The following is a 23,421-nucleotide window of genomic DNA, read 5'->3' as shown; positions in this document are numbered from 1 at the left end:
ATTCAGGCCCGCGCTCTCCTAGGCTCGGGTTTGATCACGCGGCGAGATGTCGCTCGATTTCGTCGATCGGCAGATTGGTATAGTCCTTCGCCAATTCCGCCGAAATCGCTGCCTGCGTCTCGGCACTGAGTGCCGGCCGCAAGGTCCCGAGCGCCTTCGGCGGCGCGATGAGGACGATGCGGTGCGCATCCTTTGCCTGGGTCAGCTCGTCCATTCGTTCCGCCACATGTTTCAGAAATTGCGCTTCGGCCTGCTCCTGCCAGCTGGTCTCTTCGACAGCGCTGCGGCTGAACCCATCGGCGGCATGGCTGCGGCCAGGCTTGTCGGCGCCGACTTCGCGATCGGGCTCGTTCGGCTGCGTCAGGGTTTCCAGCACCTTGAGGTTCATCAGTTGGGCATCGCCGGCATTCTGCATGATCAGAGCCTTGGCTCCATTGCAGACTACAATCCATGATTTCCCGGGAATTCTGACGTCGGTCATCTTCAACTCCTCGCTGTCGTCATCGAAGCTCGCCATGCTTCATCGATCAAGACAGAACGTCCGGCCGTTGAAAGAGTTCGAGAAATTGGGTCAGAAATCGAGTGGAGCGGCGATCCGGTTTCAAATGACATACCGTCAGAAATCTTGCTGAAACGGATTTGGAATGACTGCCGACGTCCCGAATGGGAACAAATTTCAAACTCGTTAAAATTGTCATTTTATCTTTGACGAATGCGCAAAACATTCATGTGACCTTGGCCGGAGCAAGATCAGCTTGCACCAGAGCAAGAACCCCAACTGTGCCCTGTCTGACGGAGAATGTAAGATGACTATGCTCCGCGCCACACACCTTGCCACGGTCAAATCCGCCATTTACGACCTGCGCTGGGAAGAGTTCCACGTCAAGCGCCCCGCCCGTATCGTCGCCGTCCGGCCGTGCCTCACAGGCGTTTCGATGCGAAGCGCCGAGATCATCGATATCTCGCAAGGCGGCGCGACCTTCATCGTGTCGACCACCGCCGGTCTGCCGAAGCATTATTATCTCAACATCCTCGGCCTCGCCTATCGGATCGGCTGTGCCGAGGTCTACCGTAACAAGGAACGCATCGGCGTGCGGTTCATCAACCTGATGGATCCCGAGGTCCTGCGCCGCGTGGTGCGCACCGATTTCCTCGTCGGCAACATGGAAGCGATCGATGCACGGCGCGCGCCGCTGTTCCGCCCGCAAGCGTCTCCCATTGGTCAGCTGTCGAAATAATCTTGCTTGCCTTGGCCGTACCCCGGCCTATTGTTGCGCCAACCGTCAACATGTCCGGGAAATTGCCTTCGCATGTCCGCCTTTTCGCGCTTCACGCCGCTCATCAGCGCCCTGCCCTCCACCATTCCCTTCGTCGGCCCCGAGGCCATCGAGCGCCAACGCGGACGTGCCGTCTTGGCACGCATCGGCGCCAACGAGAACGGCTTCGGCCCGGCTCCTTCCGTGCTTGCGGCGATAAGCGAGGAAGCCGGCAATATCTGGAAATACAACGACCCGGAAAATTTCGCGCTGAGGGAGGCGCTCGGCGCCCATCTCGGCATCTCCCCCGCCAATATCGCCATCGGCGGCGGCATCGACGAGTTGCTCGGCCAGATCGTCCGGCTGGTGATCGACGCCGGCGCGCCGGTGGTCACCTCGCTCGGCGCCTATCCGACCTTCAATTTCCATGTCGCCGGCTTCGGCGGGCGGCTGGTGACCGTGCCCTATGTCAATGACCGCGAGGATCTCGACGGACTGCTCGAAGCCGTCAGGCGCGAGAATGCGCCGCTCGTCTATTTCGCCAATCCCGACAATCCGATGGGAAGCTGGTGGGACGCCGACAGCATCGTCGCTTTCGCCCGGGCACTGCCGGAGACGACGCTGATGGTGCTCGACGAGGCCTATAGCGAGACGGGGCCGGCAAATTCGCTGCCGTCGATCACATCGCTGATCGATCTGCCGAACATCGTGCGCACCCGCACCTTCTCCAAGGCCTATGGCCTTGCCGGCTCCCGCACCGGCTACGTCATCTCGACGCCGGGCACGGCGCAGGCCTTCGACAAGATCCGCAATCATTTCGGCATGAACCGGCTGGCGACGGCTGCCGCGCTCGCCGCCCTCAAGGACCAGGCCTATCTCACCGAGGTGGTCGGCAAGATCCATGCGGCGCGGGAGCGGATCGGCCGCATCGCCCGGGCAAACGGCCTTGAGTCGCTGCCCTCGGCCACGAATTTCGTGGCGATCGACGCCGGCCGCGACGGCGCTTATGCGCGGGCGATCGTCGACGGGCTGATGGAGCATGGCGTCTTCATCCGCATGCCCGGTGTGGCACCGCTCAACCGCTGCATCCGCGTCAGCGTCGGACCGGAGACCGACATGGCGCTGTTCGAGGAAGCGCTGCCGCAGGTGCTGAAGGCGATCGGCTGATAAAGCGTGATGCCGAACGTGTCAGCGGTTTTCGGACGACGTCATACTGATAATTCAACGAAGAACCGCGGCCGGTGGAGGATAGCCGGCCGCGGTGCTCTTCTCCCGGCATCGGCGTTTCAAATCGCCCCGCCGGCCCCTCTTTCGAGGTTGTTATTTCTGTCGAACCGCCAGCAGGAGACGGTTTCAGTGGACCGTCATCCATTCGCGGGCAGCACGCAACGCTTCCACGAGCTGCATCTTGTTCATGGTGGCGGCCACGTCGGCGCGAAGCTCGGCGGCGCGGTCGTTGCCCTTGATCGCGGCAATGTTCAGCCATTTGTGGGCAGCGACGAGGTCGACGGCGCAGCCGCGGCCGGTCGCATACATCAGACCCATTTCGCAGAAGACATCGGCGCTGTTGTCGCCACCCATGGTGGCCGTTTCAGCATTGTGCATTTCAAAGCGTGCCATCGGTTTTATCCCTGTTAGCCTGTTTGTGACTTACCCTGTTTTACCTCCGGACCTTGCCGTCTATCGCGGCTTGCAGCCCTTCAGTTTCGGCGGGTTTGTCCCGCTCGTTTGATGGCTTCACTATGCCGAGCGGCCTTCAAAAAACGCCTAAAATCCATGATTAATTTGAGACAAACAAAGTGCAAACACTTGGTAAAATTGGATTTTTGTTAAACATCGGATGCCTTGGAGCTTAGGGGTTTTCGTTCGAATTTTACGAAAGATTCAGATTCGAAAATAAACCGATCGTTCATCATGAAATCAGCAGACGACAGTTTAAACGCATCGACCTCTCGCTTTTTTTCTGCTTTCGGCGATCTCCGGCAATAGCCGATCGCCTGTATTTACCTTTACGTTCGCGTCAGTTATTTTCGCGGCCGGTCAAAAGGACATCAGGGAGGAAAAGATGATCCGCAGCTTTATTTTCGCCAGCGCCATCGCCGTCATCGCGGGCACCGCGCATGCCGAAGAGCCGATCGTCGGCAATTGGAAAACCGCCTCTGGCGAAACGGCGGTGATCGCGGCCTGCGGCGGCAGTTACTGCGTGACGCTGAAAACCGGCAAATACAGCGGCCGGAAGATCGGCACACTTGCCGGCACCGGCGGCAGCTACGCCGGCGAGATTACCGATCCGGCCGCCGACAAGACCTATAGCGGCTCGGGCAAGGTTTCCGGCAATTCGCTGCGGATGCAGGGCTGCGTCCTGAAAATCCTCTGCAAGTCGCAGACCTGGACGCGGCTCTGATGCGATAAGGCCGACGCAGCAAACATTCAAAACGCCGAAGCATGCCGGCGGAAATGCGGCATGCTTCGAAAGCTTCTCCGCCCGCCGATTTTCGCGACAATTCGCCCGACCCTGCCCCGCAAGCTGAACGGTGGATGAACCGGCATCTCAGCACTCGTTCAGCCGCCGCATGACAAAACTCTTGTCATAGTTAGGTTGCCGTATCGGGGCATGAGATGAACCTCTACATTCTGGCAAGACGTTTCAGCATCATCACGCTGTTCGCAGCGATCTTCGCGGTCACATTTTCGGCGGTCGTCGTGCATGAGGGCGGCGGCGGCACGCAGTCGCATTTCGGTGCGAGCTATACCTGCCTGGAGAGAAACGGGACCTTCTGCGCGCCGACGGTGCGGTGAGCAGTACAGACACGGAAGAAGATAAAAAATCGATTCCGCCGGGGCACGTCGTTTGCTTGTCAAAAACAACTCTCTATAATGCGCCATGAACAAACGAATCTCCCCTTTGTCGCCCCTCGACATTTCCTCTCCCTCTCCTTTCCAGCCGCAGAGCTTCGATGATCCCGCCAAGGCCGTCGAGACGCTGACCGAACTCTACGAGCGCAATACGGCGTTTCTGATCCAGAGCTTCACCGAGCTTGCCCAAGGCGCTCCGATTGCCTCGCGCTACCGCGCCTTCTATCCGCAGGTGAGCATCGAGACGACCAGCTTCGGCCATGTCGATTCGCGCCTCTCCTACGGCCACGTCACGGCGCCCGGCATCTACACGACGACGGTCACCCGGCCGAAGCTCTTCAAGCATTACCTGAAGGAACAGCTGTCGCTGCTGATGAAGAGCCACAATGTTCCGGTGATCGTCTCGGAATCGACGACGCCGATTCCGCTGCACTTCGCTTTTGGCGAGGGCGCGCATGTGGAAGCATCGGCCTCCGCCTTCGTCGATGTCCCGATGCGCGATATCTTCGACACGCCTGATCTCAACACCACCGACGATGAGATCGCCAACGGCGAATATATCCCGCCGCCGGGCGAGCCCTCGCCGCTTGCGCCGTTCACCGCCCAGCGTATCGATTATTCGCTCGCCCGGCTGTCGCATTACACGGCGACGCATGCCGAGCATTTCCAGAACTTCGTGCTGTTCACGAACTACCAGTTCTATATCGACGAATTCTGCAACTGGGCGCGCAAGCAGATGGCCGAGGGCGGCGACGGTTATACCGCCTTCGTCGAACCCGGCAATATCGTCACCCTGCCCGGCTCGAGCGGGCCGGAAACGGATGCAACACTTGCCCGCCTGCCGCAAATGCCGGCCTACCATCTGAAGAAGAAGGGCCATGCCGGGATCACCATGATCAATATCGGCGTCGGTCCCTCCAACGCCAAGACGATCACCGACCATGTCGCCGTGCTGCGCCCGCATGCCTGGCTGATGCTCGGCCATTGCGCCGGCCTGCGCAACAGCCAGCGGCTCGGCGATTATGTTCTCGCTCATGCCTATATGCGCGAGGATCACGTTCTCGACGACGACCTGCCGGTCTGGGTGCCTATCCCGGCGCTCGCCGAAGTGCAGGTGGCGCTGGAGGCGGCCGTCGCCGAAATTACCGGCTACGAGGGCTTCGAGCTGAAGCGCATCATGCGCACCGGCACCGTCGGCACGATCGACAACCGCAACTGGGAACTGCGGGACCAGCGCGGGCCGGTGAGGCGGCTATCGCAGGCGCGCGCCATCGCGCTCGACATGGAATCGGCAACGATCGCCGCCAACGGGTTCCGCTTCCGCGTGCCTTACGGCACGCTGCTCTGCGTCTCCGACAAGCCGCTGCACGGCGAATTGAAGCTGCCGGGCATGGCGACGGCCTTCTACCGCACGCAGGTCAACCAGCATCTGCAGATCGGCATCCGCGCCGTGCAGAAGCTGGCCGCCATGCCGAAGGAAGCCCTGCATTCGCGCAAGCTGCGCAGCTTCTTCGAAACGGCCTTCCAATAGGCCGTTTCCTCATCGTCCCGCCACGACAGGCGCCGGCTGCTGCACAATCGTATGCGGTCTGCCGGCAGCAAGGTTCAGCCCTGCTATCAGCAGGCTGAAGGCGATGAAGGTGAAAGCGGTGCGTAAGAGAACCTTCATTCCATCGCCTTCCTCGAACGCCTGACGAGGCTTGTCATGGCGGCGTGCCCAGATCTGGCTTGCGATCGCGATTTCAAGAATACTCATTGCCGTTCTCCTCGACAGGTTTCGATGAAGCCTTGTCGAGTGCTGCCCTGCGATTTCGACAGCCGGCGGCGACAAATATTTTTTCTGCCGCTGTCGAAATGTGTGAAGCTCGATCGTCCAGAGTCATTGAAACATCGCAAGGAGGCTGTCTGCGATGAAATATCTCTGTCAGGTCTGGTTCGACGGCGCGGTGCTCGACGCGATGACGAAAGAGGAGAAGGCCGAGCTCGACGCGAATTCCTTGAACTACGACAAGGACCTTGCCGAAAGCGGGCACATGATCGTCGCCCAGGCGCTGCAGCCGCCGACATCGGCGGTGACCGTGCGGGTGCGGAGCGGTGAGACATCGGTGACGGACGGTCCCTTCGCTGAGACGAAGGAGGCGCTCGGCGGTTTCATCCTGATCGAGGCCAAGGACCTCAACGACGCAATCCGCATCGCCGCCGGCATTCCGCTCGCCAAATTCGGCGCCATCGAGGTGCGGCCGATCCATGAATTGAGAGCCCAATGAGGAGGCGCCGATGAAGTTTCTATGTCAGATCTGGTTCGACACCGAAAAGAGCAAGCTGGTTCCCCAGGCCGAATGGGATGCCGTCACGAAGGAATGCATTATCAGCGACAATCGCTGGCGCGACAGCGGTCATCTGCTGGTAGCGCACGCCTTGCATGAACCATCGACGGCGATCACGCTTCGCCTGCACAATGGCGAAGTCTCCGCAACCGATGGCCCGTTTGCCGAAATCAAAGAGCATCTGGGCGGTTTTGTGCTGCTCGAGGCCGAGAATATCGAGGAGGCAAAGACCATCGCGTCCAGTTTCCCGATCCTTAAATATTGCTCGATCGAAGTCCGCCCAGCCTATTCCATCCAAGATGGGAAATAACCATGCGCTACATCTGCCTGATCTATAACAGCACCGACACCGACGGCAGGCTGACACCGGATGAAACCGACGATCTCATCAAAGCGCACTTTGCCTTCGACGAGGAACTGTGCCGCGACGGCTTCATGATCCATTCCGATGCGCTCGAACTGCCTGACCAGGCGAGCGTGCTGCGGGTTCGAAACAATAGGCTCTCCGTCACCGACGGCCCCTATGTCGAGACGAAGGAGCATCTGGCCGGCTTCTACGTCATCGAGGCGCCTGACATGGCGAAGGCGAAGGAGATCGCCGGGCGAATTCCGTCGGCCCGCTACGGCGCGGTCGAACTGAGACCGGTGCGAACACTCACCCTTCCGAACTGAGGTGCCCCCGTGGAAACGGTCATCGAGGAGATCTACCGAACCCAATCTCGCCGGGTGCTGGCGACGCTGATCCGATTGCTCGGCGATTTCGACCGTGCGGAGGAAGCGCTTCACGATGCCTTTGCAGCGGCCGCAAGAACATGGCCGGTCGACGGCGTTCCCGCCAGCCCCTCCGGCTGGCTTGTGTCGACCGGCCGCTTCAAGGCGATTGATGCGATCCGGCGGCGTGCTCGTTTCGATGCATCGCTGAAGCACATCGAGGACAGCCTCTATAGCGTCGACGAAATGGAGATGGGCGAGATGGAAGCGATCGAGGACGACATGCTGCGGCTGATCTTCACCTGCTGCCATCCGGCTATCCCGGCGGATGCGCAGACGGCGATGGCGCTTCGGGAAATCTGCGGACTGACCACCGAGGAGATCGCCCATGCCTTCCTCGTTCCGGCGCCGACGGTTGCGCAGCGGATTGTGCGCGCCAAAAACAGGATCCGGGCCGCGAACATCCCCTATGAAGTGCCGGGCCGCGAGGCGCTGCCCGAGCGGCTCGATCGGGTGTTGCATGTCATCTATCTCGTCTTCAACGAGGGCTATTCCACCTCGTCGGGAGACGCGGTCGTTCGCGCCGATCTGACGGCAGAGGCCATCCGGCTGGCGCGGCTGCTTCTAGCGCTGCTGCCGCACCCCGACGTTTGCGGGCTTCTGGCACTGATGCTGCTGCAGGAATCCCGCCGCAACGCCCGCAGCAGCGCGGAGGGAGCCCTCGTGCTGCTTGCCGATCAGGACCGCTCGCTCTGGGACCATGCCAAAATCTCGGAGGGCCTGGCACTCCTTAGCGAGGCGATGCGGACGGGAGAGATCGGCACCTATACGGTGCAGGCAGCGATCGCCGCCGAACATGCGAAGGTGCCTGCCGCCGAGCGAACCGACTGGCGCCGGATCGTCTTCTATTACGACCTGCTTCTCGCAGCCCAGTCCTCGCCGGTCGTCGAACTCAACCGCGCTGTGGCGATCGCGATGGCGGAAGGGCCGTCGAAAGGCCTTGAGCTGATCGATGCTGTCCTGAGGCACCGCGAGCTGCAGGCCTATCACCTCGCCCATGCGGCGCGTGCTGATTTCCTGCGCCGCCTCGGCCGGAGAGATGAGGCGATCGCGGCCTATGAAACGGCGCTGTCGCTGTGCCGGCAGGAGCCGGAGCAGGCTTTTCTTCGCAAACGGATTTCAGAGCTTGCCGCGGCGTCCGAGCGGCAGTGAGATCGCGGTTCCTGTCAGCGCCGAGACTATGATCAGCAAATGGGCATTGACGCTCGCCTGCGCCAGCACGGCGAGCGCCGTCCGCTCGCTCGAAGCTCCGAGCGCAATGGCGCCAGCGGTAATACCTGCCGGATAGGTGCCGACCCCGCCGGGCGCATGAACCGGCAGGACGGAGGAGAGTTCGCCGCCGAGCGCACCGCCGAAGCTGGCCGCCATGGGAAACACACCCATCAATCCGAGCGCCCATGCGAGCACGATCACCTTCACCAGCCAGTTGACGATGGTCATCGCCCAGGCGCGCGCAAAGGCGACGGCATTCAGCGGCAAGCCGTTTTCGAGCTCGTCGACAAATTTCTGCGCCTTGGAAGGCAGAAGCCTGGCGGCGACGCGCAATAGCGGTTTGCGCGCTGCGAAAGCTGCGACCGGCAGCAGCAGGAAGATTGCCCAGAGCGACCATGCGACGAGAACATCGGCTGCGGCGAGCGCAAAGCCGATACCGGCAGCCGCAAGCAGAGCGTGAAGGTCGAGCAGCCGCATAACTAGGAGCGCCGAGGTTCCGCGCGTCAGCGGAATGCCGAATTCGGTGCGCATCAACAGGGGAAAACTGGTTTCGCCGGTCCGAAAGGGCAGCATGATGTTCAGGAGATTGTGGATCTGCGTGACCCGGAAGAGGGTCGCAAACTGACCCGTGGTCTCCTGCGGAAAATAGTCGTAGATGCGCCAGGTGCGCAGGAAATAGGTGCCCGTCAGAGCCACGAGCGCGCCGATGACGGGACCTGCCCCGACATCGGCCCATTGGCTGATGATGCCGGACCAGCCCCAGAACCACTGCACGAAGAGCGCATAGGCTGCGACAATTACGATCGTCAGCGCCGTCATGCGATTGCGCATAAACCAGGACTGCTGGCTTTCAACGATCGAACTCTTCATGTAGTAGGCATTCCTCGCTTGGCGTCGGCATGGGCCTCGGTTCCGTCACCGGCGTTTTAGGAGAAATGAAGGTTGCGCACAACGGCGGAGTTGATGACGGTGGCGGCGGGAGCGCCTCAAGCCGACGATCCGCGCGGCAGACCGAAAGATGGCGAGGCCTTGCCGGCTTGACTTGGAGATCGATGTTGGAGCGCATTACCAAAAGCATCAAGAGCGCCAGCATTTTTCTGGCAGGCTATTTCCTGCTGAACATCCTGCTCCGCGTCTCATTGCCTCATACGCTCGATCTCGACGAGGCGGAACAAGCATTCTACTCGCAATATCTTCTGGCCGGTTACGGGCCGCAGCCACCCTTCTACAACTGGATCCAGTACGCCATCGTCTCGGTGACCGGCATCACGATGTGGGCGCTCTCGATTCCCAAGAATATTATCCTGTTCGGCTGCTATCTTTTCTACGGTCTGGCCGCCCGCGAGGTGCTGAAGAGCCGTTTGCTCCCGCCCATCGCCATGCTGAGCCTGATTACCCTGCCGCAGGTCGGCCTGATGGCGCAGCGCGAGCTCACCCATACCGTTGCCCTGCTGTTTGCGACCTCGCTCTTCCTCTTCGGCTTTTTCCGGACGTTGCGCCAGCCGACGATCGGCAGTTATCTCGTCATCGGCATTGCCACCGGCATCGGCCTCATCTCTAAGTATAATTTCGCCATCCTGCCTTTTGCCGCCTTCGTCGCCGTGCTGCCGGACTGGAAGTGGCGCAGCCGCCTGTTCGACTGGCGCCTGCTGCCGGCGGCCGTCATCGCCATTCTGATCGTTCTGCCGCATGCGCTCTGGCTGCCCGATAACCTCGTCAGCGCTTCGGCCCCGACGCTGGAGCGGATGACTGCCGAGCATGAGGCCGCGGCCGGCCTTCCCCGCATCGGACAGGGGCTGTTGTCCCTCGTCATCGCCGTGCTCGGCTTCATCGCGTTGCCGATCGTTCTCATCGCGGCTGCCTTCCGGCGGGATTTCTTCCGGGCGCTCTCCTCGTCCAGTCCGATGATCCGGGTGATCGAGCGGATGATGGTTGTCAGCCTGCTCGCCTTCGCCGGCATCGTCGTCTTCGCCGGCGCGAGCGACATCCATGAACGCTGGCTCGACCCGTGCCTTCTCGTCCTGCTGATCTACCTGTTCCTGAAACTGGAAACCGCAGGGTTCGATCTTTCCGCCGGCCTTGCACGCTTTCGGCCGGTGGTGCCGGTCTTCATGATCGTCATCCTGTCGATCCTGCTGCTGCGGATCGTCGCCATTCAATATATCGGCACCTATACGAGAACGAACGTCCCCTTCGCGAACTACGTGACCGAACTGACCGCGACCCGCAAGCCGGTTCTCATCGTGGCCGGGACCAAATTCGTGGCGGGCAATATGAAGCTGGAGTTTCCCGACGTTCCCGTCGTGATCCCGTTCTTCCCCGGTCCCGGGGTTCCGGAATATGCGACAGCGAAGGGGCCGGTGCTGGTTGTCTGGCGCGGCGAAACGGCAAACGATCCAACCATTTCGCCGGGTTTTGCCAACGATCTCGTGAAATCGGGTATTCATCTGAAAGAGATAAACACGCTGACGCTGCCCTATCTTTTCGGTGACGGCAAACATACCTTTTCGATTGGCTACTCCTGGGTGGAGGGCGGCGCGCAATAGCGTTGCGGCAGCTGGAGCGAGGGAAACCGGCATTGTCCGCTGGCAACGGACGGACACTTCATGTAGTAGGCTTCCGCATACGCGGTGGCGGCAGTAAGGATTGCCAGGCCGCCGGCCTTTTGGAGATGAAAGTTGCAGACAACGGTAGAACCCATTCGCGGCACGAATGATCCGGTACAATCGCTCGAGCTGTCGCTGGTCGTGCCCGTTTTCAACGAAGAGGAAAGCGTAGGCCCGCTGGTCGAACGTATCCTTGCGGCGATGGCTGAATATCCTTATCGCTGGGAACTGATCCTCGTCGATGACGGCAGCACCGATGCGACGCTCGTCAACGCCCGTAAATTCGTCGGGCGCGAGGGGCTGACGCTCAGAATCGTCGAGCTGCAGCGCAATTTCGGCCAGACCGCCGCCATGCAGGCCGGTATCGACACCGCCCGGGGCCGGCTGATCGCGACGATGGACGGCGACCTGCAGAATGATCCGAAGGACATTCCCCAGATGGTCTCCGAGCTCGAGCGGCGCGAACTCGACCTCCTGGTCGGCTGGCGCAAGAACCGCAAGGATGGTCTGTTCCTGCGCAAGATACCCTCCTGGTGCGCCAACTACCTGATCGGCCGCATCACCGGCGTCAAGCTGCACGATTACGGCTGCAGCCTGAAGATCTACCGTGCCTCGATCATCAAGCAGGTGAAGCTGATGGGCGAAATGCACCGCTTCATCCCGGCCTGGGTGGCCGGCGTCGTGCCGAGCTCGCGCATCGGCGAGATGGCCGTCACCCACCATGCCCGCGAGCACGGCGTTTCGAAATACGGGATTTCGCGCACCTTCCGCGTCATCCTCGACCTGCTGTCGGTGATGTTCTTCATGCGCTACAAGGCGCGGCCGGGACATTTCTTCGGCTCGCTGGGTCTCGGCCTCGGCGCCATCGCCATGCTGATCCTGCTTTACCTCGGCTTCGACAAATTCGTTTTGGGCAATGATATCGGCACGAGGCCGATGCTGATGGTCGGCGTCGTGCTGCTGCTGTCGTCGGTGCAGATGATCACCACCGGCATTCTGGCGGAAATGATCGCGCGCACCTATTATCGTGACGACGCCTCTCCGAACTATATCGTGCGGCAGATCTTCGACGATCAAAGCCAAGCCTAAGCCGGCAGCACGATGCTGGAACGCGCGACGAGGACGATCAAAACCGCGGCGCTGCTGCTTGCAGCCTATTTCGTGCTGAACATCGCGCTGCGCATCACGCTTCCGCATTCGCTGGAGCTCGACGAGGCCGAGCAATCCTTCTTCTCGCAATATCTGCTGGCGGGCTACGGCCCGCAGCCGCCCTTTTACAACTGGATGCAATATGCCATCGTTTCGGTGACGGGCATGTCGATCGGCGCGCTTGTTGTGCCGAAGAATATCCTGCTCTTCCTGTGTTACCTCTTTTACGGCCTCGCCGGGCGCGAAGCACTGAAGGACCAGGCGCTCGCCGCCATCGGCATGCTGGCGCTGATCACCCTGCCCCAGGTGTCCTACATGGCCCAGCAGGACCTGACCCACACAACGGCGCTGCTCTTTGCCAGCTCCCTGTTCCTCTACGGCTTTTTCCGCACGCTCGACCGGCCTGGCGTCGGCAGCTACCTGCTGCTCGGGCTTGCGACCGGCATCGGGCTGATCTCGAAGTACAATTTTGCGCTGATGCCGGTCGTCGCGCTGATTGCCATCCTGCCCGACGCCGAATGGCGGCGCAGGGCGCTCGACTGGCGCATGCTGATCGCGGTCGCCGTCGCGCTCGTCATCGTCCTGCCGCACGCGATCTGGCTGCAGGGCAATCTCGCATTCGCCTCCTCCGATACTCTGGTCAAGATGGCCGCCGGCAACGAACCTGCCGGCATCGCCCGGATCGGCAAAGGCCTCCTCGCCTTTCTCATCGCTATCCTCGCCTTTGCAGCGCTGCCGGTCGCAATCTTCGCAGCCGCCTTCCGCCGGGATTTTGTCCGGGCGCTTTCGGCCAGGAACCGCTGGACCGGGATGATGGAGCGGATGATGCTCGCAAGCCTTGCCGGCATCGCTCTGATCGTGCTGTTCACCGGCTCTACCACCGTGCGTGAGCGCTGGCTCGATCCGTTCCTGCTGGTGCTGCCGATCTACTTTCTGGCAAAGATGAAGGCGGCCGGGCTCGATTTTTCCGCCGGGCTGCGCCGCTTCCGGCCGGTCGTGCCGGTGCTGATGGCCTGTGTGCTGGTCGCGCTCGGCTTCCGTGTGGTCGGCGCCGGGCTGATCGGCACCTATAGCCGGCCGAATGTGCCGATGGCCGACCTTGTCCGCGAAATGACCCGGCAGGCTGAACCCGCGCTGGTGATTGCCTCGGATCCCTATGTCGCCGGGAATATGCGTATGCAGCTTCCCCATGTGCCCGTCGTCATCCCCGATTTTCCCGTCGCCGGCATTCCAGCCTACACGACTGCAGGTGGACCGGTGCTGATCGTCTGGCGCGGCAAGAAGACGGCGACGGCTGCGGATGCCGTCATGCCGGAGCGGTTTTCATCGGCGCTGACGGCGGCAGGCATCGCGCCGCAGGAGATCGGCGCCCTGTCGCTCCCCTATTACTTCGGCCGCCAGGGCGATAATTTCGCACTCGGCTATGCCTGGGTTCGGCCGGGGGCCAGATAGAATGATCAAGACCGGTCTTCGCGACGTCAGCTGGATTTTCGTGCTGCTCGCCGCCTATTTCACGCTTCAGATCGGCGTGCGGCTGGCGACCTCGCATTCGCTCGACCTCGACGAGGCCGAACAGGTCTTCCGTTCGCAATGGCTCGCCGCCGGTTACGGCCCGCAGCCGCCGTTCTACAACTGGCTGCAATATGCCGTCTTCCAGTTTGCCGGTGTTTCGCTTGTCGCGCTTTCGGTGGTGAAGAATCTCCTGCTGTTCAGCGCCTACCTGCTGTACGGCCTGACCGCGCGTCTTGTTTTGCGCGACAAGGCGCTGGTGGCGATCGCGACGCTCGGATTGCTGACCATCCCGCAAATGGTTTTCGAGATGCAGCGCGACCTCACCCACACGGTCGCGGTCTTCTTCTCGGCCAGCATCTTCTTCTACGGCTTCATCCGCAGTCTGAAACAGCCGAGCCTTGCCTCCTACCTGATAACAGGCATTGGCATCGGTTTCGGGCTGCTCGCCAAATATAATTTCGCCATCCTGCCGGCCGCAGCCTTGATCGGCGCGCTGGCGGATGCGCGCTGGCGGGGGCGGATCTTTGATCGGCGGCTGGCGGTGACCGCTATCGTTGCCCTCGTCATCACCCTGCCGCATCTCTTTTGGCTGAAGGACAATCTCGACTTCGCCACCGCCCGCACCCTGGAAAAGATGACCGCCAGCGACAATGCCGGCTATCCGATGCAGGTCGCCATGGGCGTCGGCTCGCTCGCTCTTGCCATCGTCAGCTTTGCCGGATTGACCGTGGCGGTGTTCGCTGTCGTCTTCGGCAAGAACCTTCGCCCGGCATTGGCCGCTCGGTCGGAATGGACGCGGCTCATCGAGCGGATGATGCTCGTCTTCGTCATCGGCATCCTGTTTTTGATCGTCTTCGGCGGTGCTGCCGGAATCAAGGATCGCTGGTTGGTGCCAATGCTCTTCATCCTGCCGCTCTTTTTCTGCCTGAAGATCGACGCCGCCGGCGTACAGACAGCCCGGGCGTTCCGGCGTTTCATGGCCATCGTCGCCATCATCATGATTGGCGTGCCGGCCGCCCTTTACGGCAGCGTCGCCGCCGCACGCTTCACCGGCCATTACGAACGGCTGAACAGGCCCTATGCCACAATGCTGGAAAACCTGCGCAAACAGGCCGAACCGGCAGCGATCCTTGCCGGCGACAGCCTGCTTGCCGGCAATCTTAGGCAGGATATTCCCGATGTGCCGGTCCTCTCCGTGGATTATCCCGGCTTCCGCCCGGATCTTAGCGGCCGGCAACCGCTGCTTCTCGTGTGGCTGATCCCGCCGAAGGGGGGAAGCGAAGGGCTTCCGCCGACCATGGCTGAATGGCTCCAGGCCAATCTCGGCGTGTCCGCGCCTGCGGCATCGGTGATCGACGTGCCCTATTTCTATCAGCGCGGCGACGACCGCTACCGCTTCGGGTATGCTTGGATCGACCATCATCCCTGAAGCTCAACATCGGACGCATTGGCTTCGGCGGGATCGCCCTCCCATGCAGTATTGCAAAAGTATTGTATTTTGCCTCATATTAAAGGGAAGGAGTCATCACATGGCACGCGCAAAGACTTTTTCCCTTGGCGACACTTATGACGGGATCCTGTCGGATCTTGTCCGCAATGGCCGGTTCGGCACGGAAACTGAAGCCGTGCGGGCTGGCATCCGTATGCTCGCCGACCACGAACTGAAGATAGAAGCGCTGCGCAGGGACATTCAGGCGGCCGACTCGGAAATTGAAGCCGGCCTTGGCAAGGAATACGCGACCGGCGCGGATATCCTCAAAGACGTCATGAACGAAAGCTAAGGCCATTAAACCGAAGCGCCTGATTATTGCGCCATCCGCCATCAAGGATCTACGGAATATGCGGCGCTATATCGCCGAGAGCAGTCCCCATTATGCGCGGGAGTTTCTGGACGACCTGACCGCAAAGATCGCGTGGATCGCCGAAGTGGATTTCACCGGATCTCCTCGCGACCACATCGCGGAAGGCCTGCGTGGCCTGCCATACCGGAACCGCTGTAGCTACTATCGCTCCTATCACGACGGTATCGAGATCCTACGTGCCAAGCATGGCGCCGAGGATATCAAGGCGCAGGATTTCGAGCTTTAGGCCGAGCGACATCAGCATTTCAGTTCCTTCCAGGCCGCATCCAGCGCCAGTTTGGTAGTCCTGGCCATCTCGTCCACCTCCGCGTGGCTGATGACGAGCGGCGGCGAGGCCAGCATGCGGTCGCCGGTGGCGCGCAGCACGAGGCCGTTCGCCAGCGCGTGATTGCGCACCAGCGCGCCGACCTGATCGGGCTTCTCATAACGCGTGCGCGTGCTCTTCTCCGCGGCCAGCTGCAGGCCGCCCATCAGGCCGATGCTGACGGCCTCGCCGACCAGATCATGGTCGGCGAGCGCTGCCCAGGCCTTTCCGAAATAGCGGCCGATATCGTCGCGCACACGTTCGACCAGCCCTTCCGCCTCGATGATGCGCAGGTTTTCGAGGGCGGCGGCGGCGCAGACCGGGTGGCCGGAATAGGTGAAGCCGTGGTTGAACTCGCCGACCTCGTTGATCAGCACGTCGGCGATCTTGTCGCTGACGAGCACGCCGCCGATCGGCAGGTAGCCGGAAGAAAGCCCCTTGGCGATCGGCGCGAGATCGGGCTCGACGCCGAAATGCTGGTGGCCGAACCAGGCGCCCAGCCGGCCGAAACCGCAGATCACCTCGTCAGTCACCAGCAGGATATCACGCGCCTTGCAGATGCGGTCGATTTCCGGCCAGTAAGTCTCGGGCGGGATGATGACGCCGGCCGCCCCCTGCACCGGCTCAGCGACGAAGGCGGCGACGTTCTCCTCGCCGAGCTCGTCGATCTTCGCTTCGAGTTCGCGGGCGACCTTCAGCCCGAATTCATCAGGCGAGAGATCGCCGCCCTCGCCGTACCAATAGGGCTGGCCGATATGGACGATTCCAGGGATCGGCAGGTCGCCCTGCTCATGCATGTATTTCATGCCGCCGAGGCTGGCGCCGGCGACGGTCGAACCGTGATAGCCGTTCTTCCTCGCGATGACGATCTTCTTCGACGGCTTGCCGACGGCGCTCCAGTAGACACGGGCCATGCGGAACCAGGTGTCGTTCGCCTCCGAACCGGAACCGGTGAAGAAGATATGGTTGAAACGCGCGCCCGCATGTGACGTCACCTTCTGCGCCAGCAGCGAAGTCGGCGTCGAGGTGGTACCGAAAAAGGTGTTGTAATAGGGCAGCTCGTTCATCTGCCTTGCGACGGCCTCAGCGATCTCACGCCGGCCATAGCCGATATTGACGCACCAGAGGCCGGCGAAGCCGTCGAGATATTTCCGGCCGCGATCATCGAAGATATAGACGCCCTCGCCGCGCTGGATGACGCGGGCGCCATCGGCGTTCAGCTTCTTCATGTCGGCGAAGGGGTGCAGATGATGGGCTGCATCAATCGCGGCAAGGTTCGATGGCGGGTAGGTATCGGGCATGGCTGGTAGAAGACCCTCGCGGATTGAAAGGCTGCTATCGATGGGTTAGGAGCTTGGCCTTGTCCCGGAGGATTTTCAAGGTCATGGCGAGCGACAGGATGGACGGCAAGGCCGGCGGCGACCCGCGTTTCGAGATCCTGATCGTCGGCATGAACGGCGAGCTACGCGGCAAACAGCTTCCATCCGGCGGCGAAGACAAGGTCTGGGCCGGCGACATCCGCCTGCCGACGTCGACGCAGTCGCTCGATATCTGGGGTGACGACAATGACGACATTACCGGCCTGTCTCTGACGATCGGCGATCCCGACGGCATGGTTGTTCCCGACCGGCGCAGCCTCGCGCCGATGCCCTGGGCGCCGGAGGGTTCGATGCAGGTGCTTGCCACCATGCATGAATTCGACGGCAGCCCGAGCTTCATGGATCCGCGCGCCATCCTCGCTTCCGTGGTCGAGCGCTATCGCAGCCGCGGCTTGACGCCTGTCGTCGCCACCGAGCTGGAATTCTACGTGATGTCGGGCGACTGGCGCGAAACCGGTCGCCCCTCCCCGCCTGACAGCCTCACCTATCGCGGCGAGCCAAATGGTTTCCAGCTCTACGACATGAACGCCGTCGACGCGCTCGACGACTATCTCGGGACCCTGAGGGCCTATGCGAAGGCGCAGGGATTGCCGGCGGATGCGACGACGGCAGAATTCGGCCCCGGCCAGTTCGAAGTCAATCTGCTGCACCGCGCCGATGCGCTCGCCGCCGCCGACGATTGCCTCTATTTGAAGCGCATCGCCGAACAGGCGGCGCGCCGACACGGGCTGAAATCGACCTGCATGGCAAAGCCCTATTCCGAACATGCCGGCTCCGGCCTGCATGTACATGCGAGCATCGTCGATCGGCAAGGCCGCAACATCCTCGATGCCAAGGGCGGCGAGCCCAAGCTGCTGAAATCGGTCACGGCAGGCCTGCTCGAGACCATGCGCGCGGCGCAGCTTATCTTCGCCCCCTTCGCCAACTCCTACCGGCGGTTCCAGCCGGGCTCGTTCGCGCCGGTCGACCTCACCTGGGGCAGCGGCCACCGCGGCACGGCGATCCGCATACCCGACAAGGACGGCGCGGCCGCACGCATAGAACATCGGGTGGCCGGCGCCGACGCCAATCCCTATCTGCTGCTCGCGGCGATTCTCGGCGGCATGCTCATCGGTCTCGACCGCGAGCTCGACCCCGGCGAGGAAACGACGCCCTCCTACACGTCCGCCAATACGACGCGGCTGACGCATGATTTCCTGAGCGCGGTCGAAACCTTCCTCGCCTCGCCCTTCATCGCCGATATCTTCGGCACGCGTTATCAGGCGCTTTACGGCGACACCAAGCGCAAGGAAGCGCTCGCGCATCTGCGCACCGTCTCGGATTTCGACTATCGCACCTATCTGCCGCGGCTCTGAAGTCTTCCGGCCTCAGGCTGCAGGCTCGCGGCGTTCGTCCTCATTCACCTGAGCCGCGAGCCCCTGCTTTACGAGGACCTTCAGCTCGCCGGGATGCAGCCGGATCGAAACATCACGTTGGAGCGGCAATAATTCGCCGTCCATGACGCAATTGGCCTTGCGGCGCAGTTTCGGGAAATGCAGGTGTACCTCGGCCGGATGCATCACCATGACGTCGGCATTCTCACGGACCTTGCCACGCAGCATGTCGATGGCGAGGCGGGCGACGCCGAGCGGATTCAGCGGGTTTGCCGTATAGAAGCCGAGTTCGCCGCTTCTGAGATTATCGGCATAGAGCAGCGCATTTTCGCCGAAGGGATTGTTGGAAACTGAAATCGCCGAGACCCAGCGGCGCTCCCGCATGCCGGCCGCCTCGAACTCGACCTCGAATTCCGGCGGATTGAAGATCACGCCAAGAGCGGCCTTGGTGCTTGCCCGGATTTTGCCGAGCCGCGAGCGATAGCTGTAGGCGTTGCGGTAGCGCACCATACGGGCATGCAGACCGGCCGAAAACTGATGGATGAAAGGCCGGCCGTTGGCGCTGGCAATATCGACATTATCGATCTCACCGGAAGCCAATACGTCGAGCGCTTGCCAGATATCGAGCGGCACGCGCAGGGAGCGGGCAAAAAGGTTCATGGTGCCGGCCGGCACGACGCCGAGCGCGATGCCGTTTTTCCAGGCGATCGACGCCGCGGCCGAAACCGTGCCGTCGCCACCGCCGGCGACGATGCCGTCGATATCGTCGCGCTTGGCCGCCCGTTCCATCGCGGGAATTATTTCCTTGCCGGAGAAAACGATGGCATCGAAATCATGCCCGGCATCCCGAAAGGCCGCTTCCGCCCTCTTTTCGTAGGCCACCATGTCGGTGGTCCTGAAGGTGCCGCCGTCGCGATTGAAAAAGCCTACAAGCTTCATAGAGGCTCCCGTCCCTGGCGCGGAAATGCTCCTGCCTTTGCCCTGAAATGGTTGCGGCACTGGCGATTTCAAGCGCGCCCACCTCTCCGCAAAAACAACAGAAATGCAAATATTGCAACGGACATATGCACATAGCAGGACGCTGCACTGCGTAAAATGCACTCGACGCCCGCCGGTACATGACGGATAGATCAGATATCGGAGAGATCGTCTCCACTTCCCGCCATCTATCACGATCGCCTCGCGCCGCACTTGCGCCAGAGGCATTGCCAAGCAGAAAACCTTCCCGAGGAGCTCTCATGAGTGAGATCGCCATCAATGAGTCCGTCGGAACCCAGCCCGAAGACGAGCTGCCGTCGGCAACGACCGTCGCCTTGGTCCAACTGGCGCTCGCCTGCGGCGGCTTCGGCATCGGCACCGGCGAATTCGCGATCATGGGACTGCTGCCCAATGTCGCCGAGACTTTCTCAGTCACGACACCACAGGCCGGCTATGTCATCAGCGCTTATGCGCTTGGTGTCGTCGTCGGTGCGCCTGTCATTGCCGTGCTCGCCGCGAAGATGGCGCGCCGCACCCTGCTTTTGACACTGATGCTGGTCTTTGCCGTCGGCAATATATTAAGTGCCGTCGCGCCGACCTTCCAATCCTTCACATTCCTGCGCTTCGTCACCGGCCTGCCGCATGGAGCCTATTTCGGCGTCGCCGCGCTTGTCGCGGCCTCGATGGTGCCGGTTTATCGGCGGGCACGCGCCGTCGGACGCGTCATGCTCGGGCTCACCGTCGCGACGCTTCTCGGCACGCCGCTGACGACGTTTTTCGGCCAGTCGCTCGACTGGCAGGTGGCGTTTTGGTCGGTCGGCATCGTCGGCCTGCTGACGGTGGTGTTGATCTGGTTCTACGTTCCGAAGGACAGGGTTTCCGAAGAGGCAAGCTTCCTGCGCGAGCTCGGCGCCTTCCGCCGGCCGCAAGTCTGGTTGACGCTCGGCATCGCCGCCGTCGGCTATGGCGGCATGTTCGCCATGTTCAGTTATATCGCCTCGACCACGACTGAGGTGGCGATGCTGCCGGAAAGCGCGGTTCCGATCATGCTGGTGTTGTTCGGCGTCGGCATGAATGCCGGCAATTTCATCGGTTCGTGGCTCGCCGACAAATCGCTGCTCGGCACGATCGGCGGCTCGCTCGTCTATAATATCGTCGTGCTGGCCACCTTCACGCTGACCGCCGCCAACCCCTATATGCTCGGCCTCTCGGTCTTCCTCGTCGGCTGCGGTTTCGCCGCCGGCCCGGCGCTGCAGACGCGGCTGATGGATGTCGCCGCCGATGCGCAGACGCTGGCGGCCGCCTCCAACCATTCCGCCTTCAACATCGCCAATGCGATCGGCGCCTGGCTCGGCGGTCTCGTCATCGCCTGGGGCTACGGTTTTGCGGCGACCGGCTATGTCGGCGCAGCACTCTCCTTCCTCGGCCTCTTCGTCTTTGCAGCGTCCTTCCACCTGGAGCGTCGCAACCGGAGCGCACAGACCATTTGAGGTCGTCAACAATGCGCGCATCGCAGGGTGCGACATTGTGGCGTTAAGCATTTACCCCGCTTGACTTTTTCCGCGTTCGGGACCACCTACAAAAACGTGGCCGACACCCGTTAGCCACGGATTTCAACGGAGCCATCTTCACGATGCCAAGCGACAGTAGCAGTCGATTGCCTTTGCCGTACGCGGCCCTCGTGCGCTGACCGACTCCTGTCGGCTCGCCCGTTCGGGACGCTACGGCGGATCGACGGAAAGGCGAGCCTCACATGAATATCAATCGCTTCCCTCTTCGGGCAGGCCATGCCGCCCGTGCTTTCATCAACAACAGCCGCGGCGCAACGGTCGCCGAACGCGTCGAAGCGCTGAACGCGCTGAGCATCCAGGATGCCGGCCGCGTCCTGACGGGCATGCCGCTCGACTATGCCGTCAACATTCTCGACCGGCCGGAGCTTCGCAACGCCGCCGAGATCCTGGCGCTGATCAGCGCCGAGGATGCAGCACGGCTGCTGCACGGCATGTCCAACGACCGGGTCGCCGACGTGCTGCTCGAACTCGACGGCGAGACCCGCGCCCGGCTCTTCGCCAGCCTCGACGAGCCGGTGCGCATCGCGATCCAGCACCTGATGGGCTATCCGCCGCGCACCGCCGGCGGCATCATGACGACCGAGTTCGTCAGCGTGCCGGTTAGATGGACCGTCGCTCAGACTCTCGACCATGTGCGCCAGGTCGAACGCTCGCGCGAGACCGTCTATGCCATCTATGTGCTCGACGAGGTCAGCCATGCGCTCATGCATGTGGTAACGCTGCGCCGTCTCATCACCGGCGAGCCGGATGCTTCCATCCTCTCTGTGGCGCAGAAGGGCAACCCGGTTTCGGCCGATCCGCTGATGAAGCAGGAGGATGTCGCCCGGCTGATCCGCAAGCACGACTTGCTCGCCCTGCCGGTCACCGACGAACATGGGCACGTGCTCGGAATCGTCACCGTCGACGACGTGATCGACACGATGATCTCCGACACGACGGAAGCGGCCCAGAGGTTCGGCGGCATGGAGGCCCTCGGCCAGCCCTATATGAAGATCGGCTTTGCCGGCATGATCCGCAAGCGCGCAGGCTGGCTTGCCGCGCTCTTCCTCGGCGAGATGCTGACGGCAAGCGCCATGCAGCATTTCGAGGGCGAACTGGAAAAGGCTGTCGTGCTGACCCTGTTCATCCCGCTGATCATGAGCTCGGGCGGCAATTCCGGGTCGCAGGCGACGTCGCTGATCATCCGGGCCCTGGCGCTCGGCGAGCTGAAGCTTTCGGACTGGTGGAAAGTGCTCTTCCGCGAACTTCCCACAGGCATCGTGCTCGGCGCGATCCTCGGCCTCGTCGGCTTCATCCGCATTGTCTTCTGGCAGTCGGCCGGGCTCTACGACTACGGCCCACACTGGCAGATGGTCGCCGTCACGGTGTTTGCCGCCCTGATCGGGATCGTCACCTTCGGCTCGATCTGCGGCTCGATGCTGCCCTTCCTGCTGCAGAAGCTGAGGCTCGATCCGGCCAGCGCCTCGGCCCCCTTCGTCGCCACGCTGGTCGACGTCACCGGGCTCGTCATCTACTTCTCGGTGGCGCTGCTCATCCTCAGCGGGACGCTGCTGTAGCGCCTGGAATTTGCCCCTCACCCTAGCCCTCTCCCCGTAAAACGGGGAGAGGGGACGTGCCAAACGCAGCGTCGAGGGTACAGAACCGGTGCGGCTTGCCCCCTTCGCCCCGCGTGCGGGGAGAAGGTGCCGGCAGGCGGATGAGGGGCGGGTTCCGAGCACAAAGCCGGGGAATCATTTCCCCTCGGGCAGCTTCAGCGGCCCATGCGTCTTGATGCTGCGGATGGCGAAGTTCGAGCGGATGTCACTGACGTTGGGCAGGGTCAACAGCGTTTCCGTCAGCAGCCGCTCATAGGCGGCGAGGTCCTCGACCACCACTTCGGCGAGGAAATCGGCCGTGCCCGAGATCAGGAAGCAGGAGACGATCTCGGGGATCGCGAGCAGCGTCTGCTGCTGCGCCTCGGAATTTTCGCGGCTGTGGTGGGCAACCTTGAATTCGACGAAGACGGTCAGGCCGAGACCAACCTCCTTGCGGTCGATATCGGCGGTGTAACCGCGGATGATGCCGGACCGTTCGAGGTTGCGGATACGGCGCAGGCAGGGCGAGGGCGAAAGGTTCACCTTTTCGGCAATCTCGACATTGGTGGCGCGCGCATCCTCCTGCAGGCACTTCAGGATAGCGATATCGAATTTATCGAGATTTGGCATTTTCGAGAATCCAGGTGGCGTCAATTGGCAGAAGATTGCGTTTAGCATGATTTTCAAGCCA

25 protein-coding genes are annotated in these 23,421 nt (G+C 61.9%); 18 read left to right on the top strand and 7 right to left on the bottom strand.

Annotated features, from left to right (window positions below; genetic code table 11):
• Positions 1–34: 34 nt before the first annotated feature.
• Positions 35–481 carry a baeRF12 domain-containing protein gene (locus N2597_RS05275; protein ID WP_038692389.1) on the bottom strand — a complete coding sequence of 149 codons (447 nt, stop codon included), beginning with the start codon at positions 479–481 and terminating at the stop codon, positions 35–37.
• A 325-nt stretch (positions 482–806) separates the two neighbouring features.
• On the opposite strand from N2597_RS05275, the gene N2597_RS05270 reads away from it, so the two are divergent.
• Entirely contained in the window at positions 807–1,238 is a 432-nt protein-coding gene (locus tag N2597_RS05270) for a pilus assembly protein PilZ (protein ID WP_039618820.1), read from the top strand.
• 72 nt (positions 1,239–1,310) lie between these two features.
• Positions 1,311–2,423, top strand: a complete 1,113-nt coding sequence (locus N2597_RS05265) for a pyridoxal phosphate-dependent aminotransferase (protein ID WP_183596955.1) — start codon at positions 1,311–1,313, stop codon at positions 2,421–2,423.
• Between the two features lie 186 nt (positions 2,424–2,609).
• Here the strand turns inward: N2597_RS05265 and N2597_RS05260 are convergent, their stop codons facing one another.
• A complete protein-coding gene (locus tag N2597_RS05260; protein ID WP_038687885.1) occupies positions 2,610–2,876 on the bottom strand; it encodes an SEL1-like repeat protein in 267 nt (88 codons plus the stop codon).
• Between the two features lie 445 nt (positions 2,877–3,321).
• On the opposite strand from N2597_RS05260, the gene N2597_RS05255 reads away from it, so the two are divergent.
• The 3 genes from N2597_RS05255 (at position 3,322) to N2597_RS05245 (ending at position 5,643) form a co-directional block, all read left to right on the top strand.
• Complete coding sequence (locus tag N2597_RS05255; RefSeq protein WP_077993131.1) at positions 3,322–3,660, top strand: DUF2147 domain-containing protein; 339 nt, start codon at positions 3,322–3,324, stop codon at positions 3,658–3,660.
• 215 nt (positions 3,661–3,875) lie between these two features.
• Positions 3,876–4,055 (top strand): hypothetical protein, encoded by a 180-nt coding sequence (locus N2597_RS05250; RefSeq protein WP_009995126.1) that lies wholly within the window; start codon positions 3,876–3,878, stop codon positions 4,053–4,055.
• Positions 4,056–4,140: 85 nt separating this feature from the next.
• Positions 4,141–5,643, top strand: coding sequence for an AMP nucleosidase (locus N2597_RS05245; protein WP_096771831.1), 1,503 nt, complete (start codon positions 4,141–4,143; stop codon positions 5,641–5,643).
• Between the two features lie 9 nt (positions 5,644–5,652).
• Here N2597_RS05245 and N2597_RS05240 read toward each other — a convergent pair whose 3' ends face one another.
• Entirely contained in the window at positions 5,653–5,868 is a 216-nt protein-coding gene (locus tag N2597_RS05240; RefSeq protein ID WP_183596957.1) for a hypothetical protein, read from the bottom strand.
• Positions 5,869–6,022: 154 nt separating this feature from the next.
• Between N2597_RS05240 and N2597_RS05235 the strand changes: the two genes are divergently transcribed.
• Genes N2597_RS05235 through N2597_RS05220 form a run of 4 tightly spaced genes read left to right on the top strand, consistent with a single transcriptional unit; the run spans position 6,023 to position 8,362 of the window.
• Entirely contained in the window at positions 6,023–6,379 is a 357-nt protein-coding gene (locus N2597_RS05235; RefSeq protein ID WP_096771833.1) for a YciI family protein, read from the top strand.
• 10 nt (positions 6,380–6,389) lie between these two features.
• Positions 6,390–6,749: a YciI family protein gene (locus N2597_RS05230; protein ID WP_096771834.1), complete on the top strand. Its 360-nt coding sequence runs from the start codon at positions 6,390–6,392 to the stop codon at positions 6,747–6,749.
• A 2-nt stretch (positions 6,750–6,751) separates the two neighbouring features.
• Entirely contained in the window at positions 6,752–7,111 is a 360-nt protein-coding gene (locus tag N2597_RS05225; RefSeq protein ID WP_096771835.1) for a YciI family protein, read from the top strand.
• A gap of 9 nt (positions 7,112–7,120) precedes the next feature.
• On the top strand, positions 7,121–8,362 hold the full coding sequence (locus N2597_RS05220; RefSeq protein ID WP_183596959.1) for an RNA polymerase sigma factor: 1,242 nt from the start codon (positions 7,121–7,123) through the stop codon (positions 8,360–8,362).
• Here the strand turns inward: N2597_RS05220 and N2597_RS05215 are convergent.
• Positions 8,330–9,292, bottom strand: coding sequence for a lysylphosphatidylglycerol synthase domain-containing protein (locus N2597_RS05215; protein ID WP_096771837.1), 963 nt, complete (start codon positions 9,290–9,292; stop codon positions 8,330–8,332). The two genes, N2597_RS05220 and N2597_RS05215, sit on opposite strands and share 33 nt — an antisense overlap.
• 182 nt (positions 9,293–9,474) lie before the next feature.
• Here N2597_RS05215 and N2597_RS05210 point away from each other — a divergent pair, with 182 nt between their 5' ends.
• The 6 genes from N2597_RS05210 to N2597_RS05185 all read left to right on the top strand — a co-directional run bounded on the left by N2597_RS05210 (position 9,475) and on the right by N2597_RS05185 (position 15,777).
• The gene (locus N2597_RS05210; protein WP_096771838.1) at positions 9,475–10,968 is read left to right on the top strand and encodes an ArnT family glycosyltransferase; all 1,494 of its coding nucleotides are present in this window, start codon (positions 9,475–9,477) and stop codon (positions 10,966–10,968) included.
• Between the two features lie 132 nt (positions 10,969–11,100).
• A complete protein-coding gene (locus N2597_RS05205; RefSeq protein WP_096771839.1) occupies positions 11,101–12,117 on the top strand; it encodes a glycosyltransferase family 2 protein in 1,017 nt (338 codons plus the stop codon).
• Between the two features lie 12 nt (positions 12,118–12,129).
• Positions 12,130–13,629 (top strand): ArnT family glycosyltransferase, encoded by a 1,500-nt coding sequence (locus N2597_RS05200; RefSeq protein WP_096771840.1) that lies wholly within the window; start codon positions 12,130–12,132, stop codon positions 13,627–13,629.
• A gap of 1 nt (position 13,630) precedes the next feature.
• Complete coding sequence (locus N2597_RS05195; protein WP_183596961.1) at positions 13,631–15,118, top strand: glycosyltransferase family 39 protein; 1,488 nt, start codon at positions 13,631–13,633, stop codon at positions 15,116–15,118.
• Between the two features lie 100 nt (positions 15,119–15,218).
• On the top strand, positions 15,219–15,470 hold the full coding sequence (locus tag N2597_RS05190) for a ribbon-helix-helix domain-containing protein (RefSeq protein WP_038687866.1): 252 nt from the start codon (positions 15,219–15,221) through the stop codon (positions 15,468–15,470).
• A 58-nt stretch (positions 15,471–15,528) separates the two neighbouring features.
• Entirely contained in the window at positions 15,529–15,777 is a 249-nt protein-coding gene (locus N2597_RS05185) for a type II toxin-antitoxin system RelE/ParE family toxin (RefSeq protein WP_210281825.1), read from the top strand.
• A gap of 11 nt (positions 15,778–15,788) precedes the next feature.
• Here N2597_RS05185 and N2597_RS05180 read toward each other — a convergent pair whose 3' ends face one another.
• Complete coding sequence (locus N2597_RS05180) at positions 15,789–17,156, bottom strand: aspartate aminotransferase family protein (RefSeq protein WP_183596963.1); 1,368 nt, start codon at positions 17,154–17,156, stop codon at positions 15,789–15,791.
• 83 nt (positions 17,157–17,239) lie between these two features.
• On the opposite strand from N2597_RS05180, the gene N2597_RS05175 reads away from it, so the two are divergent.
• Complete coding sequence (locus N2597_RS05175; RefSeq protein WP_183597054.1) at positions 17,240–18,589, top strand: glutamine synthetase family protein; 1,350 nt, start codon at positions 17,240–17,242, stop codon at positions 18,587–18,589.
• A 12-nt stretch (positions 18,590–18,601) separates the two neighbouring features.
• On the opposite strand, the gene N2597_RS05170 is transcribed toward N2597_RS05175, so the two are convergent.
• Entirely contained in the window at positions 18,602–19,546 is a 945-nt protein-coding gene (locus tag N2597_RS05170) for a diacylglycerol/lipid kinase family protein (RefSeq protein WP_038687860.1), read from the bottom strand.
• Between the two features lie 299 nt (positions 19,547–19,845).
• Here N2597_RS05170 and N2597_RS05165 point away from each other — a divergent pair, with 299 nt between their 5' ends.
• Together N2597_RS05165 and mgtE are read left to right on the top strand one after the other, a co-directional pair.
• Positions 19,846–21,075 carry an MFS transporter gene (locus N2597_RS05165; RefSeq protein WP_096762220.1) on the top strand — a complete coding sequence of 410 codons (1,230 nt, stop codon included), beginning with the start codon at positions 19,846–19,848 and terminating at the stop codon, positions 21,073–21,075.
• 263 nt (positions 21,076–21,338) lie between these two features.
• A complete protein-coding gene (mgtE, locus tag N2597_RS05160) occupies positions 21,339–22,712 on the top strand; it encodes a magnesium transporter (RefSeq protein ID WP_183596965.1) in 1,374 nt (457 codons plus the stop codon).
• Between the two features lie 174 nt (positions 22,713–22,886).
• On the opposite strand, the gene N2597_RS05155 is transcribed toward mgtE, so the two are convergent.
• Complete coding sequence (locus N2597_RS05155) at positions 22,887–23,408, bottom strand: Lrp/AsnC family transcriptional regulator (protein WP_183596967.1); 522 nt, start codon at positions 23,406–23,408, stop codon at positions 22,887–22,889.
• Positions 23,409–23,421 lie beyond the last annotated feature (13 nt).

The sequence above is a fragment of the Rhizobium sophoriradicis genome, from assembly GCF_025200795.1.
GTDB classification, from domain to species: domain Bacteria; phylum Pseudomonadota; class Alphaproteobacteria; order Rhizobiales; family Rhizobiaceae; genus Rhizobium; species Rhizobium sophoriradicis.
This window is presented reverse-complemented; position numbering and strand designations above follow the sequence as displayed.

Bases quoted from the DNA above. Each gene is read 5' to 3' on its own strand.
- N2597_RS05275 (WP_038692389.1), bottom strand. From the start codon at position 481: ATGACCGACGTCAGAATTCCCGGGAAATCATGGATTGTAGTCTGCAAT.
- N2597_RS05270 (WP_039618820.1), top strand. From the start codon at position 807: ATGACTATGCTCCGCGCCACACACCTTGCCACGGTCAAATCCGCCATT.
- N2597_RS05265 (WP_183596955.1), top strand. From the start codon at position 1,311: ATGTCCGCCTTTTCGCGCTTCACGCCGCTCATCAGCGCCCTGCCCTCC.
- N2597_RS05260 (WP_038687885.1), bottom strand. From the start codon at position 2,876: ATGGCACGCTTTGAAATGCACAATGCTGAAACGGCCACCATGGGTGGC.
- N2597_RS05255 (WP_077993131.1), top strand. From the start codon at position 3,322: ATGATCCGCAGCTTTATTTTCGCCAGCGCCATCGCCGTCATCGCGGGC.
- N2597_RS05250 (WP_009995126.1), top strand. From the start codon at position 3,876: ATGAACCTCTACATTCTGGCAAGACGTTTCAGCATCATCACGCTGTTC.
- N2597_RS05245 (WP_096771831.1), top strand. From the start codon at position 4,141: ATGAACAAACGAATCTCCCCTTTGTCGCCCCTCGACATTTCCTCTCCC.
- N2597_RS05240 (WP_183596957.1), bottom strand. From the start codon at position 5,868: ATGAGTATTCTTGAAATCGCGATCGCAAGCCAGATCTGGGCACGCCGC.
- N2597_RS05235 (WP_096771833.1), top strand. From the start codon at position 6,023: ATGAAATATCTCTGTCAGGTCTGGTTCGACGGCGCGGTGCTCGACGCG.
- N2597_RS05230 (WP_096771834.1), top strand. From the start codon at position 6,390: ATGAAGTTTCTATGTCAGATCTGGTTCGACACCGAAAAGAGCAAGCTG.
- N2597_RS05225 (WP_096771835.1), top strand. From the start codon at position 6,752: ATGCGCTACATCTGCCTGATCTATAACAGCACCGACACCGACGGCAGG.
- N2597_RS05215 (WP_096771837.1), bottom strand. From the start codon at position 9,292: ATGAAGAGTTCGATCGTTGAAAGCCAGCAGTCCTGGTTTATGCGCAAT.
- N2597_RS05210 (WP_096771838.1), top strand. From the start codon at position 9,475: ATGTTGGAGCGCATTACCAAAAGCATCAAGAGCGCCAGCATTTTTCTG.
- N2597_RS05200 (WP_096771840.1), top strand. From the start codon at position 12,130: ATGCTGGAACGCGCGACGAGGACGATCAAAACCGCGGCGCTGCTGCTT.
- N2597_RS05195 (WP_183596961.1), top strand. From the start codon at position 13,631: ATGATCAAGACCGGTCTTCGCGACGTCAGCTGGATTTTCGTGCTGCTC.
- N2597_RS05190 (WP_038687866.1), top strand. From the start codon at position 15,219: ATGGCACGCGCAAAGACTTTTTCCCTTGGCGACACTTATGACGGGATC.
- N2597_RS05185 (WP_210281825.1), top strand. From the start codon at position 15,529: ATGCGGCGCTATATCGCCGAGAGCAGTCCCCATTATGCGCGGGAGTTT.
- N2597_RS05180 (WP_183596963.1), bottom strand. From the start codon at position 17,156: ATGCCCGATACCTACCCGCCATCGAACCTTGCCGCGATTGATGCAGCC.
- N2597_RS05175 (WP_183597054.1), top strand. From the start codon at position 17,240: ATGGCGAGCGACAGGATGGACGGCAAGGCCGGCGGCGACCCGCGTTTC.
- N2597_RS05170 (WP_038687860.1), bottom strand. From the start codon at position 19,546: ATGAAGCTTGTAGGCTTTTTCAATCGCGACGGCGGCACCTTCAGGACC.
- N2597_RS05165 (WP_096762220.1), top strand. From the start codon at position 19,846: ATGAGTGAGATCGCCATCAATGAGTCCGTCGGAACCCAGCCCGAAGAC.
- mgtE (WP_183596965.1), top strand. From the start codon at position 21,339: ATGAATATCAATCGCTTCCCTCTTCGGGCAGGCCATGCCGCCCGTGCT.
- N2597_RS05155 (WP_183596967.1), bottom strand. From the start codon at position 23,408: ATGCTAAACGCAATCTTCTGCCAATTGACGCCACCTGGATTCTCGAAA.